This is a genomic window from Allorhodopirellula heiligendammensis, assembly GCF_007860105.1.
In the GTDB taxonomy this organism is placed as follows: domain Bacteria; phylum Planctomycetota; class Planctomycetia; order Pirellulales; family Pirellulaceae; genus Rhodopirellula; species Rhodopirellula heiligendammensis.
The window spans coordinates 1,734,710-1,751,899 of the sequence record NZ_SJPU01000002.1 but is presented as its reverse complement, the minus strand read 5'-3'; the positions used below and the strand labels follow the sequence as shown (position 1 = coordinate 1,751,899).

At 57.1% G+C, this 17,190-nt stretch carries 13 protein-coding genes; 1 reads left to right on the top strand and 12 read right to left on the bottom strand.

Features of this window, described 5'->3' with window-relative positions:
• Positions 1 to 9: 9 nt before the first annotated feature.
• Positions 10 to 714, bottom strand: a complete 705-nt coding sequence (locus Poly21_RS16875; protein ID WP_146408073.1) for a DUF2490 domain-containing protein — start codon at positions 712 to 714, stop codon at positions 10 to 12.
• 188 nt (positions 715 to 902) lie between these two features.
• On the bottom strand, positions 903 to 2,090 hold the full coding sequence (locus Poly21_RS16870; RefSeq protein WP_302119288.1) for an exo-alpha-sialidase: 1,188 nt from the start codon (positions 2,088 to 2,090) through the stop codon (positions 903 to 905).
• 228 nt (positions 2,091 to 2,318) lie between these two features.
• Here Poly21_RS16870 and Poly21_RS16865 point away from each other — a divergent pair, with 228 nt between their 5' ends.
• The gene (locus tag Poly21_RS16865; RefSeq protein ID WP_302119285.1) at positions 2,319 to 2,954 is read left to right on the top strand and encodes a thioredoxin family protein; all 636 of its coding nucleotides are present in this window, start codon (positions 2,319 to 2,321) and stop codon (positions 2,952 to 2,954) included.
• A gap of 174 nt (positions 2,955 to 3,128) precedes the next feature.
• Here Poly21_RS16865 and Poly21_RS16860 read toward each other — a convergent pair whose 3' ends face one another.
• The 10 genes from Poly21_RS16860 to Poly21_RS16815 all read right to left on the bottom strand — a co-directional run bounded on the left by Poly21_RS16860 (position 3,129) and on the right by Poly21_RS16815 (position 17,186).
• On the bottom strand, positions 3,129 to 4,232 hold the full coding sequence (locus tag Poly21_RS16860; protein WP_146408071.1) for a glycosyltransferase: 1,104 nt from the start codon (positions 4,230 to 4,232) through the stop codon (positions 3,129 to 3,131).
• Between the two features lie 2 nt (positions 4,233 to 4,234).
• Positions 4,235 to 4,759, bottom strand: a complete 525-nt coding sequence (locus Poly21_RS16855) for an NADPH-dependent FMN reductase (protein WP_146408070.1) — start codon at positions 4,757 to 4,759, stop codon at positions 4,235 to 4,237.
• A gap of 40 nt (positions 4,760 to 4,799) precedes the next feature.
• A complete protein-coding gene (locus Poly21_RS16850) occupies positions 4,800 to 5,756 on the bottom strand; it encodes a phosphatidate cytidylyltransferase (protein ID WP_146408069.1) in 957 nt (318 codons plus the stop codon).
• A gap of 48 nt (positions 5,757 to 5,804) precedes the next feature.
• Positions 5,805 to 6,881: a 3-isopropylmalate dehydrogenase gene (gene leuB, locus Poly21_RS16845; RefSeq protein ID WP_146408068.1), complete on the bottom strand. Its 1,077-nt coding sequence runs from the start codon at positions 6,879 to 6,881 to the stop codon at positions 5,805 to 5,807.
• Between the two features lie 108 nt (positions 6,882 to 6,989).
• Positions 6,990 to 7,373: a hypothetical protein gene (locus tag Poly21_RS16840; RefSeq protein WP_146408067.1), complete on the bottom strand. Its 384-nt coding sequence runs from the start codon at positions 7,371 to 7,373 to the stop codon at positions 6,990 to 6,992.
• 317 nt (positions 7,374 to 7,690) lie between these two features.
• Positions 7,691 to 8,089 (bottom strand): hypothetical protein, encoded by a 399-nt coding sequence (locus tag Poly21_RS16835; RefSeq protein ID WP_146408066.1) that lies wholly within the window; start codon positions 8,087 to 8,089, stop codon positions 7,691 to 7,693.
• A 3-nt stretch (positions 8,090 to 8,092) separates the two neighbouring features.
• Entirely contained in the window at positions 8,093 to 9,565 is a 1,473-nt protein-coding gene (gene pyk, locus Poly21_RS16830; RefSeq protein ID WP_302119277.1) for a pyruvate kinase, read from the bottom strand.
• A 322-nt stretch (positions 9,566 to 9,887) separates the two neighbouring features.
• The gene (locus Poly21_RS16825) at positions 9,888 to 10,985 is read right to left on the bottom strand and encodes a tRNA dihydrouridine synthase (RefSeq protein ID WP_146408065.1); all 1,098 of its coding nucleotides are present in this window, start codon (positions 10,983 to 10,985) and stop codon (positions 9,888 to 9,890) included.
• Positions 10,982 to 14,026: a CRTAC1 family protein gene (locus Poly21_RS16820; RefSeq protein WP_146408064.1), complete on the bottom strand. Its 3,045-nt coding sequence runs from the start codon at positions 14,024 to 14,026 to the stop codon at positions 10,982 to 10,984. Before Poly21_RS16820 ends, Poly21_RS16825 begins: the two co-directional genes overlap by 4 nt.
• The gene (locus Poly21_RS16815; protein WP_146408063.1) at positions 14,016 to 17,186 is read right to left on the bottom strand and encodes a CRTAC1 family protein; all 3,171 of its coding nucleotides are present in this window, start codon (positions 17,184 to 17,186) and stop codon (positions 14,016 to 14,018) included. The genes Poly21_RS16820 and Poly21_RS16815 overlap by 11 nt, the downstream gene beginning before the upstream one ends.
• Between the last annotated feature and the right edge of the window lie 4 nt (positions 17,187 to 17,190).

The following is a 17,190-nucleotide window of genomic DNA, read 5'->3' as shown; positions in this document are numbered from 1 at the left end:
TGCACTTCGCTAGAAATAGAAATTGATCGACAGAATGTGGTTCATTCCGTCGGTGCCACCTTGATTGTTGACGAATTGATTGAGGTACCCAATCTCCGTTCGCACAGGTGCCTGCGAGCATCGCTGATAACCAACACCGAAAAAAGCACGGTTCTGATCCAATCCGGCCCGCGCCCCCCAGTCGGTATCATTCAGGTTAAAGAAAATTTCGTCCCAAACGATCAGGGACCATTGCGGGCTGTCGCTCAGGATTCGCTGGACACGGTGCAACTGTCTCCATCGCAGACCAACATCTTCGCCCGTTTCCAACCAACGTTGTTCAAATCGGCTCCGGTGCAAGAATCGGAAATCACCTGCAGAAGGTGCGGCCGTCCATTGCTGCCAAAATCGATGCTCGTCGAAATCATTTCCTTGGATGGGAGAAGTGCGGATCCACGCGTAGCCTGCCCAAAGAGCTTGGTCGTCCGTAATCGTCAGGCCTAGTCCAGGTCGAACAATGCTTTGGTTGAAGCCGCTCGTGTCATCTCGCAAGCGATAGTGCGTGTCGAACCACCAACGCAGCCGGCTATCATTTCCCGCCAGCGTTTTCATCTCGCCATTTCCGAACGCGGCGAACCAAAGTCCCGTATCGTCGAGCGTTTGAGCGCTAGTCCTCCCCGCTTGGCAGACGAGAACCACCCAGATCGCGATTAATATGACTCTGACCTTGGACATCTCAATTCATCCCTGGGTTCTGCGTAGATGATGGCAACGTCTGTCACAACGACCTCATAAACAAGGTCGGCTTGACTGACATGCCAGCTCGATGAGACCCGCTGGGGCGTTCGCCGATCGGCAGCGATCTTCGCCAATCGTATCGATGATGCGGACTCTGCGAGCGTTCGCTGCAGAAAGCAACAAACTCACTCGATCGTCAATTCAAGAGACTCGATTGGCACGATCGCCAGCTCGGCACTATTGAGGTTGCTGCGTCGACCTCTATTGTTGGAATAGCCGATATAGAGTTTACCCTCGTGCTCGAGAGCACAGGGATAAGATAGGCTCAATTGCCTCGCGGATTCCCCGGACAGACCCTCGTGTAATGATCGGCGAATAACGAAAATCTTACTGAAATGATTGTCGCCAGGCGTCGACACGGCGATCGTCAGTGGAGCTCGCTTGCCACCATTGTTCTTGGCGGTCGTGCAAACGAGGTATCGCTGGCCTGTGGAAAGGACGCCAGCGGCGGGCTTTGACGTTGCCATTGGCAGATTACTCACCGCGGACGGTGACCAACTACGCCCGAAGTCGCTGCTCACAGCGACGAGGGCCACTGCACCCTGGCCGTACCTCGCGATGTTGTAGACCGTTTTTCCGTCCACCCAAATGGCGGACTCACCCCACATTCTCGTGATTTCATCGGCAACTGGTATCTCGATAAAATCCCATGCGGTCAAGTTGTCGCCATGACTGATCGCTACCGCCGCCGGAAAGACACCATCGCCCGAGTAAGGCCCAGCGGCAAAGCCCGGCATGATCCAGTTCCCATCGGCCATCTTTACCGGTTGGTTCATCGGCCAAAAACCATTCTTGACGACCACACCATGACGTTGCCATCGGCCACTCGCCTCATCGAGTTGATAGGCACGCGTATGAACATCGTTCATCTTCCCATAGTAGGCGCCCTGAAAGGCCCACAGACTTCCCTCGTGCGAGAGGAATACCCCATGACTGACGGCCAGATTGTCTTCGTCTCCAGCATCGATCGTGCGCAGCGGCCCCCATGACTCGCCCCCATCACCACTGACCCGGTAATGAGCCTCTTCGGAAACGGTGTTTTCCGCGCCCGTATTATGACCGAACGAGGCATACAGTTTTCCCTGGTGCCAGGCGAGACTCACCCCATGCAGGAATGTAAACCCATCTGCCGCCTGATCCCACTTTTTGATGACGTGAAACTCAGCATCGTCAATGACCGGCAGTTCACCTGCTTCTTCGAGCACAGCTGAACTCTCCCACAGCGGTACCTGCCTGTGCTCCTGCCCGCTCACGCTCACGACGGAGAATGCACTCGAGAGCAAGACCACAAGCGACGATACCAGGGTGGTCATTCGATCCACCGGGGAGTAGCGAACATGCATATCGGTAGTATTTTCTGGGTGAATGGTAATGGGTGTGGTTGGGTGAACGAGGGCGAACGCCGTCGTTATTGGCCCACTGGCAACTTCGAACAGCTGATTCACCCCCGGAGAAGTTTAACAGAGACACCTCATCGGATGCTGGCGCAATCAGTTAGACTGTCCGGGCTCGGTTACTTCGCCTCGTTCGGGAGATTCCCCTTGAAACGTTTTCATTACTTCGTCGCCTGCCTCGTGACTGTTTGTATGTGGAGCAGTCTCCATCGCCCCACCATCGCCGGGGAATTTAATTCCGTTCTCGACATTGGGGATCCCGCTCCCCCGTGGACTGATTTGCCGACGACGGACGGCAAAACAACGTCGCTCAAGAGTTTGCAAGATGCCAAACTGATCGTAGTCGTCTTCACTTGCAATAGTTGCCCGTATGCCACTGACGTCGAAGAGCGACTGATCGAACTGACGAACAAGTACGCCGACTCGTCCGTCGTCGTCGTGGCCATCAACGTCAATACGATCGAAGAGGACGCGATGCCCGCCATGCAAGCAAAAGCGAAGTCCAAGTCGTTTCCATTCATTTACGCATTTGACGAGACGCAGCAGATCGCACGTGACTACGGTGCGAAGTACACGCCCGAATTCTTCGTGCTCGACCAACAGCGGCGTGTCGCGTACATGGGATCGCTTGACGATAGCCCCAACGGTCAGAACGTGACGCAGAGGCATGTTCAGAAGGCCATCGATGGATTGCTCGCCGGGCAAGAGATTGCCGTGACCGAAACCGTCCCAATCGGCTGTCGAATTCGGATGGAACGCCAGCGCCGATCACGCAAAAAATGAGGCGTTGGATCTAGCAGCCAGTTGAGTTAGTTGCTTTCGCTGTCTGCATACACCACTCCAAATCTGAATCGCCAGCGAGGAACGAAATGGCCTGTCTCGCTGATGTGTCGGGTGAGTAAATCAACGGACAGTTGGCGATTATCACGAAATCCATTTTCACACCGTCTCGTGGTACTACAGCGAATTCAATTTCATGTACAACTCGCGGTACGCTCGCACCATTCGTTGCACCGAAAACTCTTCCATCATACGTCTCTGATTCGCCATGCCAATCTGCGCAGCGTAGTCGGCATCATCCAAGAATCGATTGACTTTTACAGCGAACTGATCACTCCTTTCGAGATCGAAGCCTTGCTCGGCGTCATCGCCGATCAATTCTCTGCTGCCTTCGACACGACTGCATACAACCGGCTTTCCGCCCGCCATGGCTTCGAGCACCACGTTGGGCATGCCCTCATAAAGACTCGCCAGTACGACCACACGGCAAGCGGCGATCAGGGACGCTACATCGGGTCGCCAATCCAGTACCCGCACGCGGTCGCCCGGCACGCGGGCGGCCCACTCCCGCAGATCAGAGGCGAGTGGCCCACGTCCGACAATCACAAGTTTGCGTCCGGATCCCTGGGCGGCGAATTGATCGAGCGTCCGTTGGAGTAACTCGATATTCTTCTGCGGATGCAACCGTCCTATAAACAGCACCACGTTCGCATCTGCTGGCCAATCGAGACTCCGCCAATCGAACGGCACCGCGTTGGCGAACCGCTCCGTCTCGACCGCGTTGCCAATCACAGCGAGTCGGTTCTGAGGGATTCGGTAGCGCTGCCTCGCAAAGGACTCGACCGCGGAACTGACACAGACGACGTGGTCGGCGTGGCGAAGTGACCGTCCTTCGAGGGTGATACGAAAGCGATTGGGATCCGCGACACGAACACCGGCAATCCATGATCCACGGCAATTCCGGGGTGTGGCATGCCTCGTCAACACGTTGGCATGAAACAAAAAGCTTTGACGAACCGCGGTCGGTCGCCGCTTCAGCCAGCCACGCAATTTGCTGTAGACCGCCGCGAGATTGACCATTCCAGTCCCTTCGCCACTGCTAATCTCGATACCGTCACCGCGCAGTTCATTGACGAGAGAATCAAACCCGGCCGAGGGAAGTGCCCCCAACGAGAACACGCGAACCTCGTCACCATATGCCTGCAGACCGCTCGCCAGGCGAGTCAAGGTGCGCTCGGCGCCGCCCACGTCGAGTTCGGTAATGACCAGATCAACTTGCAATGCTAAGTCGCATGGAGCGCCCCAGAGATCCGCATTGATTCTGCGACCAATTCATCCACTCGTCGCGTGATATCCTCATCGGCTAATTGATCGCCTTCAAAATCCACTCCCGTGGAATAGACAAATCGGGGGACGATCAGGCAGCGAAAATCCAGCATTAGGCTATTAGCCAATCCCATTCCAGACATGTAACTGCCATGTCCGCCGGCAGCCAGCAGCAGAGCCACGATTTTCCCTGTCCAAGCTTTCCCAGTCAGCTCAACGGCGTTTTTAATCGCTGCGTTGACATCATAGTTGTAGACCGGTGAGGCAACGAAAATGGATTCTGCTTCGCGGATCAATTCAGCCAATGCCTTGACTTCGGGGTCCCCATACGCCGTCGCTCCATCGCAGGGTGGCAGCACGCGTTGGGACAGATCAAACACCTCCACCTCGCGGCCCTGAATCTGCAATCGCTGGGCGACCTCGCGGGCCAGAATGCGACTGCGGCTGTTCGGGTGAAGCGACGAACTGAGAATCAAATGCATATGGTCAATCGGCTGCAGGGCCGGTGGTCGAAAGGAATGGCTAGGTGAAGAAAAAGCGGGTCACGTGATAGAAGATGGGCGCAGCGAAGCAGATATTGTCAATTTGATCCAGGATGCCAGCATGACCTTCCACAAGCGTGCCCGTGTCCATCACACCCCGATCGCGTTTGATGGCACTCATCGTCAGCGTTCCGACGCTCGCCATGATCGTCACGACGACGCCCATCAGCAATGCTTCCCACCAGAAAAACGGCGTTGCCCACCGCAGCATCGCCGCGATCAATCCCGTCGTCATGACAGAGCCGACGACGCCCTCCCAAGTGCGTGAAGCGTTGATATTGGGAGCGATGACATGGATCCCAATCCAGCGACTCCAAACACGCTCGAGCGTTAGTGAGAGCTGTGAAATCAACACGAAAAACATCAGCAAATTGGTATTGCCGTGCCATGGGGTGCCATCGGTGCGAACCAGGTCGAGGTGCAACAGGGCGGGGGCGTGCGACAAACAATACACGCAGATCATCAATCCGTACTGAATTTTTGCACAGCGTTCGAGAAATCGCTTGGCATCGCCTGCGATTGCCGCCCGCGCGGGAATGAACAGACTCGCGTAGACGGGGATCATGATGCTGTAGAATTCGTAGTAAGCGCTGCCCAAACCGATCAGAATGAACTGCAGTGGGTGAAAGATGAAAAACACCCAGAACAGCGTGCGGTGGTCCCCACGCCGCGTTGGCGTCATGGAGATGAACTCACGCAATGCCCAAAACGAGGCGGCCGCAAAGATCACCACCAGCGTGGTTGGCCCGGCGAGCGTGCCAATCACAAACACGCCCACCATCGTCCACCAGACCCGCAATTTGGCCTGGAATCGCTTGACCAACGCCGCGTCCGTGCCGGGCGAGTTGCCTCGTCCCATGACGGCCCCAATCAGGGTCGCGATCGACAACGCCGTCAGAATGACGCCGATCAAAATATAGGTGGTGAAGTCGGGCACGCGGAATCGTCTACCTCATCAGCAGGAATGTGGTTGGGAGGTCACCCCTCAGCCAACAATTTTCTTCACAACGGCTGCACCCATCGCTTCGCACGAAACCGCCGCGACGCCGCCGCGGGCTAAATCCGCCGTCCGCAGCCCATCGGCCAAAACGCCCGCCACCGCAGATTCAATCGCCTCGGCCTCGGTGTTCAAGGAGAGCGAATGCCGTAGCATCATCGCCGCCGCAAGAATTGTCGCAAGCGGATTGGCGATGCCCTTGCCCGCAATATCGGGAGCGCTGCCATGGATCGGTTCATACAGCCCCGGCCCAGAAGCACCCAATGAGGCACTGGGCAGCATCCCCAGCGATCCCGGCAACATGGATGCTTCATCAGTCAAAATGTCGCCGAATAGGTTGCCCGTCACCACGACGTCAAAATCGGCAGGGCGGTTGATCAGGTGCATGGCCATCGCATCGACGAGCACGACATCGTAATTCACGTCCGGGAATTCCTCCTGCATGACTTCGGCTGCGACCCTTCTCCACAGTCGACTCGGCTCGAGCACGTTGGCTTTATCCACACTCGTCAGGCGATTGGATCGCTCCCGAGCGGCCGCAGCAGCCATGCGAACGATCCGTTTGATTTCCCGGCGTGAATAGGTCATCGACTGATATGCTGTTTCATCGTCACCCTCGCCGCTGCTACCAGACTCACCAAAATACACCCCACCGGTCAGTTCACGAAAGAACAAGATATCCGTGCCGGTGACGATTTCAGCACGCAGTGGGGAGGCATCAGCAAGTTCGTCAAACAATTTAATCGGACGCAAATTCGCGAACAGCCCGAGTTCCTTGCGAATACGCAGCAACCCCGCTTCGGGACGCGTCTTGGCAGACGGATCATCCCACTTCGGACCGCCGACCGCGCCCAACAGAATTGCTGCGGCGGCGCGGCATGCTTCCACCGTCTCGGCAGGTAGCGGATCGCCGGTCTCGTCGATTGCGATGCCGCCGATGCGATGCGTGCTAAAGGCAAATTCATGACCGAAGCGGCTCGCCACCGCCTCGAGTACACCGCGGGCTTGGGTGACGATTTCAGGTCCGATCCCGTCACCGGGCAGCAATACGATGGAGTGTTTCATGGTCGAAAGATGTGAGGATTTGACTAACGAGGGAACGATTTCGCCTCACAGATTAGCGGAATCTAAGCCGCAGCCCCAGGGTGCCAACCGGATCGTGGCCCCCGTGCCCTACTCCTCAAACTCGAACTCGATCCCCCCGAGGAACGACGCGCAAAAGTTATACAGCAGTGCCAAAATGAAGCCGCCTATAAAACCCATCACGCCGTAAATGAGAGGTGCCAGGATGGATCCAATCACTCCGCCGACCAAGGTGGCGGACATTGGATTGCCAGGTCCGCCCATGGCTCCCCCCACGCCACTGACGATTGCCATAAAAACAAACAGAATCACAGGGATCAATCCCATCAAGGCAAACAGTGCCCCCTGCATCAATCCGAGCGAAATGGGCTCGATCCGCTTGAGTTTTCGCGAGCGTCGCTGGCTACCGACGTAGGTAATGTCGCTCGTCGAAACGGTAGGGCTGCCATACGGATTGGCGGGGGGCATGCTCATGGGTGATGTCTTGGGAAGGCCGCAGGGTTGATGGGAAAATCCGCTCGAGCGATTCGATAGCTCAGCATTTCGATCGCCGCCATGATCCGCTGAACTTATTATTGCCACAGATCGCCTGACCGTCGATTGTAGTGCGTAATCCTCCGCGTTGTGGATGAGGTCACCCGATGATCGACTGATTGTCTTGAGACTCGGCCGTGCCCCGTCTCCAGATGTTTTCACGTGCGTCGTTGCGTGGGAATCAGAGAGCATGTTACGAGAGTCGGCAGGACGTTAGCAAGATTCTGGACGTTAGCAAGATTCTGATCGCCCAGTGATCAGTGACCATCTTGCTCTTCAACCGCATATGCCTCGATTTCAAACGGATTTTCGCGGTAGCCATCGCGGCGGCGGGCATACAACCAGAGTGAGATGCCCAGGTAGGCAGGTAAGAAAAACGGCCCCCAGATTTCGTACTGCCGCACATGCACGCGTTCGTGCAACCGCGTGACCGCCAACGATTCGGGATCACGACCAAAGACGACGTGCCCCATCGTGAGCGCACTGGCGGGGATAATCAGACGTGCCAATGCCCGCGACACGTGTCGTCCATGGATCTCCAACACACCATCAACGCATTTGAATCGCCCACCCAGCAGCAACCCGATCGCGATGCCGAGCACGGTATTCGGTCCTGCCCAAAGATAGCCGATGATGCGGACAACGGTGCGCGACATACCTTAGGGGACTCGTCGGAGCTGTAACGTGTCGATAATTTTTTCGTGGGCGAGGGCATTCGTGATCACGCCCAACCAAGCGCCGGAGGGGCACCACTTGTTGTTCCGCAACCGCTCCAGCGCGTTGCGAATGGTAACCTCGGGATCATCGGAAAACTCCATCAAGAATGGCTCGACGCCCCAGGGCAATAACATTTGTCGATAGATGGGTTCGATATCTGTGAAGGCAAAAATCGGCACGCCCCGGGGACGCAGGGCACCGAGCGTGTAGGCCAGAAAGCCGCTGCGCGTAAACACGAGAATACCCGATTGACCAAGGTCTTGCGCGAGAATCGCAGACGAACGCAGCATTTTGTCTTTCGGCTCAATCAGCTTGATCCGATCGTTGAGCTGACTGCTGACCGACGGCTCGGTGCTCCGCAAGATATGCTTGAGGACTTCCACCGATTCGACGGGATAACTGCCGGTCGTTGTTTCGCCTGATAGCATCACCGCATCGGCTTGCTCACGAACGGCATTGCACACGTCGGAAATTTCTGCCCGGGTGGGAATCGGTGAGCTGATCATTGACTCGAGCAGATGGGTCGCGATGATGACCGGCTTGCCCTCTGCCTGACACGCCTGCACGAGCTCAGTCTGCACCAGCGGCAAGCGGTGGAAATCGATTTCGATACCGAGGTCCCCGCGGGCGACCATGATCGCGTCGGAGCAACGGATGATGTTCTTCATATTCCGAACCCCCGCCTGCTCCTCAATTTTGGCGATGATTCGAGCTGGTGAACCGAGCTCTCGCAGAAAATCACGCAGAGCGTCAACATCCGCCGCCCGGCGGACGAACGACAATGCGACAAAGTCGATACCAGCCTCGACTCCGGCCCGCAGATCGTCCTTGTCTTTCTCCGTCAGACTCGGTAGTTTCACTTCCACGCCGGGCAAATTGATATGTCGCCGCGAGCCTAACGTACCTGCCGTCAGGACTTCGCAGTGGACGGTGAACTCATCGATTTCAAGCACCCTCAATCTCATCAAACCACTGTCGACCAAGACAGTTGCGCCCACCCCCACATCCCGGGGCAGATCCGGATAATTGACCGTCACTCCGACACTTGCATCCGCTGACACGTCAGCTTCACGAACGCAAAGTCGCAATGTGTCACCGACAGCAAGCGTGATAGGCGCGTCGACCGGCCCAGTACGGATTTCAGGACCTTTGACATCAATCATCATCGCGACATCACGTCCCACTTGTTTCGAAACGCGTCGCACACGGGCCACAATCTCCTGGACCCACTGGCCGGTTCCATGGGCCATGTTCAATCGCATCACGTCGACGCCACTCTGAATCAATCGCCCCAGCATCTCTTCAGAATCCGTTGCCGGTCCGATCGTGGCGATAATCTTGGTATGCCGATAGTTGGGATGGGCTTCCGGAATCGCGATGTCGGCCGACGCGTTCGTTGTTGGAGGAGTCATCATGATAAGCTGCGATACCAAACGAGATTAAAGTGCAGACAGAGCCGATCGCGACAATGGAAGAGGGCTCGAAAAAACGAATTCATCCCTGCGGGCGCCTCTCCTGCAGCGAAGCGTCAGCGACAAGGCATCGTATCAATCCGGCAACCGCCGCGTTCTCGATTGCAGCGAATACGTCACGCCGTGTCTTCATCACCAGCGTTCGCCGGACCTAAAGGAAAATGACGTGCCCCAATCAGCGCTGCAGGCGGGACTCACGCGACCGGGGAAGACGTCGACCGACCAGGGTTGTTAACCAGCCCACGCCAATTTGGAATTGCTAGGTTTAGCACTCCTCTTGGGAACCATGCAGTTCGCGCGGAATGAAGCGTCCGGGACCGTCGTCGCCGTAGTGCCGTGCCAAGGCTTGCTCAAAATCATCACGAGTTTTCAGCCTTGGAAAAGCCAATCGCACGACTTCGTAGTCGGGATGATTCTGAGAGTACTTAATGCAAAACTTGCGCATCAACAGCGGTGCTCGCTCCACTGAATAGGTTTGCTCACACAGATCAAAATGTTCTCGCATCACGGCAGCTTGCTCGGCCAATGTCGGAGGCGGCAGCAGGGGCTCACCCTCGGCGAGTCTACGGGCCTGATTAAACACCCACGGGTTCCCGATCGCGCCCCGCGCAACCGTGACGCCGTCCACACCAGTCTCCTCGATCATCCGCAAACAATCCTCTGCCGTGAACAGGTCACCACTGCCGAGTATTTTGAAATCATCCCCGACGTGCTGCGTTACATCTCGGAGGAACCCCCAGCGACTCGGGCCGATGTATCGCTGCGCGACCGTCCGGCCATGGACCGTCGCGGCGGCCAATCCAGCAGCAATCGCACCGTCGAGTATCTCAAAGAACTGATCGCGAGCCTCGGCGCTGTCATCAATGCCACGCCGCATTTTGACCGTAACGGGTATCTCCGGCGGCACGATGTCTCGTGTTCGTTTGAGAATATCGATCGCCACTGCAGGCTGAGACAAATGAAATCCACCTCGGCACCGGCCGAGAACTTTCTTGACCGGACAACCAAAATTCACATCAATGATGTCGAATCCAGCTTCGACCAACTTCATCGCACCGAGCGAGAACTGCTCCGGTTCAGCCCCCATCAATTGGCCGCCGACAGGGTGCTCTTCGTCAGCGATGTCTAGAAAATGCTTCGTTTTCTGACGCTTCGTCAACGACAATAGGAACTGGTCGAGCATGACCTCGCACACGCTGTAGCTGGCGCCATGCCGCCTCGCGATCACGCGCATCGGGAGATCGCTATATCCTGACAATGCCGCCTGGACAACCGGAAATCCAATCTCCACATTGCCGATTTTCAGGGGCTGAAGCTGGAGTTGCGGTTTGCCCGCAGTATCGATAGGAAGGATTTGATTCATGAACTTGGTTCAACTGACTGATAGCGAAATGGGTGTTCGTCGCCCTCGACGAGCAAGTATTCCGCGCCGCCAACAAGCGGCTGGGCTGGATCGATCGTGTAGCTTTGGGTCTCTCCCGACGGCCAGCGTACACGTAATTGCTGGACCGTTTCACCGGGGGCAATTCCAAAAGACACGCAGCGTTGCGAGGCTGCCTGATAGCCGCTACCGGTCGTCAGCTGCTGGGACCGCTCGCCCCGCTCCGCCTCGATCGTGACCCGGGCACCAATCGCGCTGGGATGCCCCGAGGTTCCCTCCAGGAAGAATGTGATTGCTCGAGCATCGGTCTCGCTACGATTCATCAATAATGACACCGGATCAAAGAGGTGCGTGACCAGAGTATCGACACGGCCATCACGATCGGCATCCAACGTGATCAAACTGCGACCGAGCCTCGCCGTTTGGAAATACTCTCCCACCGATGCCGGATCCGGTGAAATCCAGGTCCCATCGGACTGACGACGAAACAACTGCATCGGCATCCGATAGGACTGCCCCTGCCTGCGGATGTCATTGAGGTGCCCATTGGCGACGATCAGTTCTGGCACTCCATCGTTGTCGGCATCCAGCCAAGCCGTCCCAAACGCGAGCATCGAGTTCGTCGGTCCGGCCAACTTCACTTGCGAGGTCAGATCAGCCCACATTCCCGGCCGGATCTGCTCGTAGTAGGTGTTGTACTCGCCTTCGAAGTGCGTCAGGTAAAAATCCGTATCGCCATCGGCATCGGGGTCGCCCACAGCGATCCCCATTGATGCCTGTGGCAACGAGCGGTTATCCACCGCGAGCCCGCGCATCTTGGCTTGCTCGTCCAATTGAAAAGGTTTGTCTTTGTCGATGCTGGTCGACCAGAAATGATTTCCCGACATGTCATTGGCGACGTATAAATCGAGACCTTCGTTCTGATCAAAAAATCCCGCCACGATCCCGAGTCCATGGGCGATCGAGTGCGGCCCCAACCAAGCTTTCGTGTTGTCTACAAAAGTTCCATCGGCTTGTCCCCTCCACACTTGGTCCGGCTCAGCCGCAAAGGACTTGGGTAGACACGCGACGACCACACCATCCTGCTCACAGGGCAGCGTAAACACACGGTCGCCCGCGCAGTAACCCACATCGAATATGTCGAGCACACCGTCTTGATCGATGTCGACCATCGCCACCGAGCTAGTCCAGCCGACGTCGTCGATCCCAACACTATCAGTCACGTCGGCAAACGTGCCATCACCGTTGTTCTGGTACAAGCGGTTGCTACCGATGTTCGCCACGTACAGATCATCAAAGCCATCGCTATTGAAGTCACCGACTGCGAGTCCTTGGGAAAAACCGACGTCTCCAGTCCCCGACGCGGCTGTGACGTCGCGGAACTGACCGAAATGATTCTGAAACAGAGCGTTCGGCGCCGAGTCGCGTTGCCGAGGTGTCCCATCGACGACAGTCAAGTACACATCGGGCCAACCGTCGCGATCAAAGTCCAAGGTCGCGGCGCCGCCTGCGCCGGTTTGGTAAACCCACAATCCAGCTTCACCTCCTCCAGCCGGCGGTTTCACCTTGCAAATGTGATTTAAATTCCGAGCTGCCGCTTCGTCGACAAATCGAACGGGTGACATGCGATCGGCAAGGCCTGACGGTGAGGAGGTGGCCAACTTCGGCTCGGCGGCATTGGCGTTCCAATCAAACTCGGGCAGCTCAGCAAAATCCATCGATGCCGACAATAGTGACTCGTCGGCCTGCCAGGGCGTGCGCGCCGTCAATTGTTCACGGATGGCCAGATAGAGATCTTTCAGGCGTGGATCGGCGTCTTTTGGCATCGATGCACCTACACGTAACCACGACGCTCCTTCCCATAATCGGCCCAGGCTGCGCAGTGTCTCCGCCAACCGGACCGCATCCCGTTGAGACTGGTTATGGTTGGTGCGTAACTGGTCAACACGTTCAATCACCTGGCCGATCTTACCCGCCTCGACCACGACAGCCTTGGCTTCATCCACGTACCCAGCCTGAGCCAACACGGTGGCAAGTTTGCCGAGCACCTCACCATCGTTCGGGTCGAGTTGATAGGCTCGCCAGTAGGCTGAGATCGCTTGTTCGGGCTCGCGGCGTCGGCTCGCCATCGCTGCGGTCGCCAGCCAGTACTGAGGTTGATTTTCGATGCCTGCAGGCAAATGAGCTACCCACCGCTGGGCGCCCGCTTCGTCACCTAATTCAACGAGCCCTCGCCCGTAATAGGCCGCCGCAGGCGCGAAATCGGGGTATTTTTCCACGATCGGTTCCAACGTCCCGACGACTGACTTCCAGTTTCCTCTGTAGGCCTCTTCACGGGCCACTGGGAATTGCGAGCGGAGATCCTCGGGAGCGTGTTCGGCAGCGTACTGGGAAATTGCCTTGTCGTTTTGCGGGCGGGTCAGATCCGAGACCATCACGAGCTCATTCAACCCTCCAAAGCCGCGCATGATCAACCATCGAAGGTGAACGCCAGCCTCCTGTTCTAAGCCCAGCGCCGCCAATAGTCCGGCCAGGTCAGTATGGATTTTGCGGTCGTTCGGGTACAGCTCGACCGCAGTTTGCAAGACAGCCAAGGCTTCAAACGGTCGACCAATTCGCATCCATGCTTGCCCTGCTTTATCGAGCAGTGCCGTTGATGGCGGCGATGAGTGCGCGATTGCAGCTTGATACATCTCCATCATTTGCGACGGTCGATTCATCGCCGCGTTGACATCCCCAGCGAGTTCCAGAGCGACTGGATCATGGGGATTGGCAACCAAACACTCTTGCACCAGCGGAAAAGCTGCAGCAGCGGCACCGCGCCTCAGGTGCCGCGTCGCGACCGCGAGTTTGTCGACGCTGTCGTTCCGACCGCCATCCTCAGCATGGGGCACGGCGGTCGACGAAGGAGCGGGACTGCGCGACTCACAACCCGCCGCAAGCCAGCCGACCATTGCCAACGCCAGCATCCGCAACGCGACAGAAGCTGCTGATCTCGAGTTGTCAATTCTACTACCGCACATGCAGGCGCTCTTCGCTTTCAATCACCAAATAACTCGCATCCGCTGCAACATTTGCAAACGATTGTATCGTACCCGATGGCCAGTGAACCTGAACTTGGTCGATGTGGCCATAAGCGCCCAACCCCATATCGATCGTGGACTCGTTCGCGCCCATGAACCCACCCGCTACCACCCAGCTATGGAATTCATCATCGCCGCAGTGGACGATAACCTCCGCACCGATCGCATCGCGTTCGCTCGTTGTCCCCACGAGATCCAGTCGCAGCCAGTGTCCCGTCTGGGTCCGATTTTCCAGAACTGCCACGGATGCATCAAGCGAATTGGCGACCAAATCCGGTCTCCCATCACCATTCCAATCCATTCGCACCAGCGTGCGTCCCAGAGTCGGTTGGGTCCAGAAGTCAGGACTTGGCAGCGCAGCATGCTCAGTTTCCGGGTGTTCTACCCATTCAAAACCTGCAGGCCCTCCCTGGAATAGCTGCGGCAACATTTGAAACGGGATCTGCGGAGTTCCATTCTCTGCAGGATCAAAGACGTGACCGTTCAGGACAGTCAGGTCCAGCCAGCCGTCCCGATCCAAATCCGCTGCTTGAATCCCAAACCCCACTGTCGGTCGACTGGCGTCAGCGATCCCAAACTGGGATGCGCTGTCGGTGAAAAACCCTGGTGATCGCTGCAAGAACAAATTAGAGGGTTGCTGCCAATAGTTGGTAACGCACAAATCGAGCAATCCGTCGTGATTGAAGTCCCCACCCGCGATCCCCATGCACCCCTGAGTCTGCGCCAGATCACCGGCGGCGCACCCTCGCATCTCCGCGAGATTGTCGAGCAGAAAGCCGCCTGTCCGGTTGTCCTCACGGCTGACCCAGAAATGATTGTCCGTCGTGTCATTGGCGATGAAGAGGTCATTGCAGTGTTGGCGATCAAAGTTAGCAATCATCCCCGCGAAACCATAGTTCGGCTTTTGGTGGTCCGAGTTCACACTTTCCATCCGCCCCCATCGCCCCTGATCATCTCGCTTGAGAAATCGATCTTGGCCGCAGCCAAAGATTCTGGGGGAGCAATCAAAACCCTCTCCCCAGCACTCCGTGGTGAACGCAGAAGCATCTTCGATGTAGTTGATTTCGACCATCTCCGGCAAGCCGTCGCCATCGAGATCACCACACACGCATCCGCTCGTCCAACCCTCTGAACCCTCGATTACCTGACGAGCGAACGTCCCATCGCCGTTGTTGACAAATATAATATTCTCGCCAATGTTCGCGACAATGAGATCTGCAAATCCGTCTTGATTCAAATCTGCCGTGGTCACGCCGGCGCCGTATGAACGGTCATCCGTTGCCGACTCCGGTGCAACTTCCACCATCTCGCCACCTTCAAGATTACGATACAGCTGGTTGGGATAGGAATCGTTGCTATCCTGCGGTCGTCCGCCCGCATCACAGAAATAGAGATCGCACCAACCATCCCGATCATAATCCAGTGCCGCGATACCGCCGCCGTTGACCTGTGACATGCGCACCCGCTTGGGGTCAAGCTCACGGTTGTTGTGATAGCGAAAGTGAATGCCAATCGCAGCGGCAACATCGACCATCACGATGGAGTGTTTCCGCGATGGGAGACGGATCTCCTTGCCAGCGACCCGATTCGCTGGTGCCTCAACCAACGTCCCGGGCTCCTCCGGCAATGGCCATCGAGCAGGATCAATGCCACACAGCAGGTCTGGCGTCGTCGCGCCAGCGTCCGACTGCGCGAGCGTTTGACGCGTCTGCATTAAACTGGGCAGGGCCTCTTCCAGACGCCCCGATTCGTGAGCGAGCACCATTCGCCAGGACACTGCTTCCCAGGGACGCCCCAATAGGTCGAGTTTTTCTGCCAGTGCCTCCATGTCAGCAATTCGCGTCGTTCGGTCCAGTCCCACGTTGAGCGCCAGTTGCCAGGCGTCATCGAGTAGTGATTTCCTAGCTGCGATTCGCTCGGCTGATTCGATTTCTCCCACTCCTGCAAGTGCTTCGGACAGTCGCTGATAGGCCACGCGGTCGGTCCCATCGAGCTTGATCGCTTCGCAGAATGAGCGGATTGCGGCCTCCGGTTTGCCCGATCGCAACATCCACGCACCGATCGCCGTCCAATACTCCGCCTCCTGCCTGATACCCGCTGGCAACGTAGTGCTCCACCGTTGCAGTTCCTCATCGCTTTGCAAAGCTTCATAGACTCGGCCCTCCAATGCCGCCACCGGAGCGGATTGTGGGAACTCCTGGCGCAATCTCGCGACGAGTGCCTTTGCAGACCCGAGATCGCCCTGAACCAACTTCTCTTTCGCAGCAGCGAGGTCACGCATGTTAACCGTCTGCCGCTGCGGGCTTTCGTTCGACACCGTCGAATACGCGTCGTCTCGCAGTTCATCGTGATAGGGCACACTCAATGTGGTCAGGCTGAGCAATTCCTTCTCGGTGACGTCTCCTAGGCGAATCAATGCGTTGATATGTTCCGCAGCCTCGACGCGGCGGGATTGCGAATTCAGCACATCCGCCAACCTTCGATGGACGGGCACAAGATCCCCGTACTGCTTGAGCATTGCGTCAAATGCCGCCTCGGCCTCAGCTAACCGGTCGGCTTCGAGCAACCAATCGGCCGTCTGCCCCATCGCCGGAAACCCAGCCTCTGCGTGGCCCGGCGGGATCAATCTCAGCGACTCGATCGCCTCATCGAGTCGGCCTTGATCGTGCGCAGAACGCGCAGCCATGAACAATAAGGACGCGCTGCCTGGGTCGCCCGACAACATCGAGCGAATCACCGCGTCTGCCTGCTCGTAATCACCCTGCGCGATCAACGCACTGATTTCTTCTACAGTCAACTTCTGATCGGGCAGGTCTGAATCCGTCGGTTGCTCAGCCGAGAGCGAAGAGTCCGCGGCAGCAGACGCCTGCGAGTCAGCAAGCCTGCTCGGTTCTGCATCAACTGATGACCCGGTACAGCCCATCAGAGGCAGCACCCAGATCAGCAAAACGAAGGGGATCGCAAGAACAATCGGTAGGGGAGGTTCGCCGTTTACTCTGCGATCAGAATACGGCATCCTTGACCACCGGATCGCGGAGCGATCCACGACACTGATCGTTCCGGCGGTCCTGGGCGGCGAGCGGAATTTGAGATCAGGCATCGAA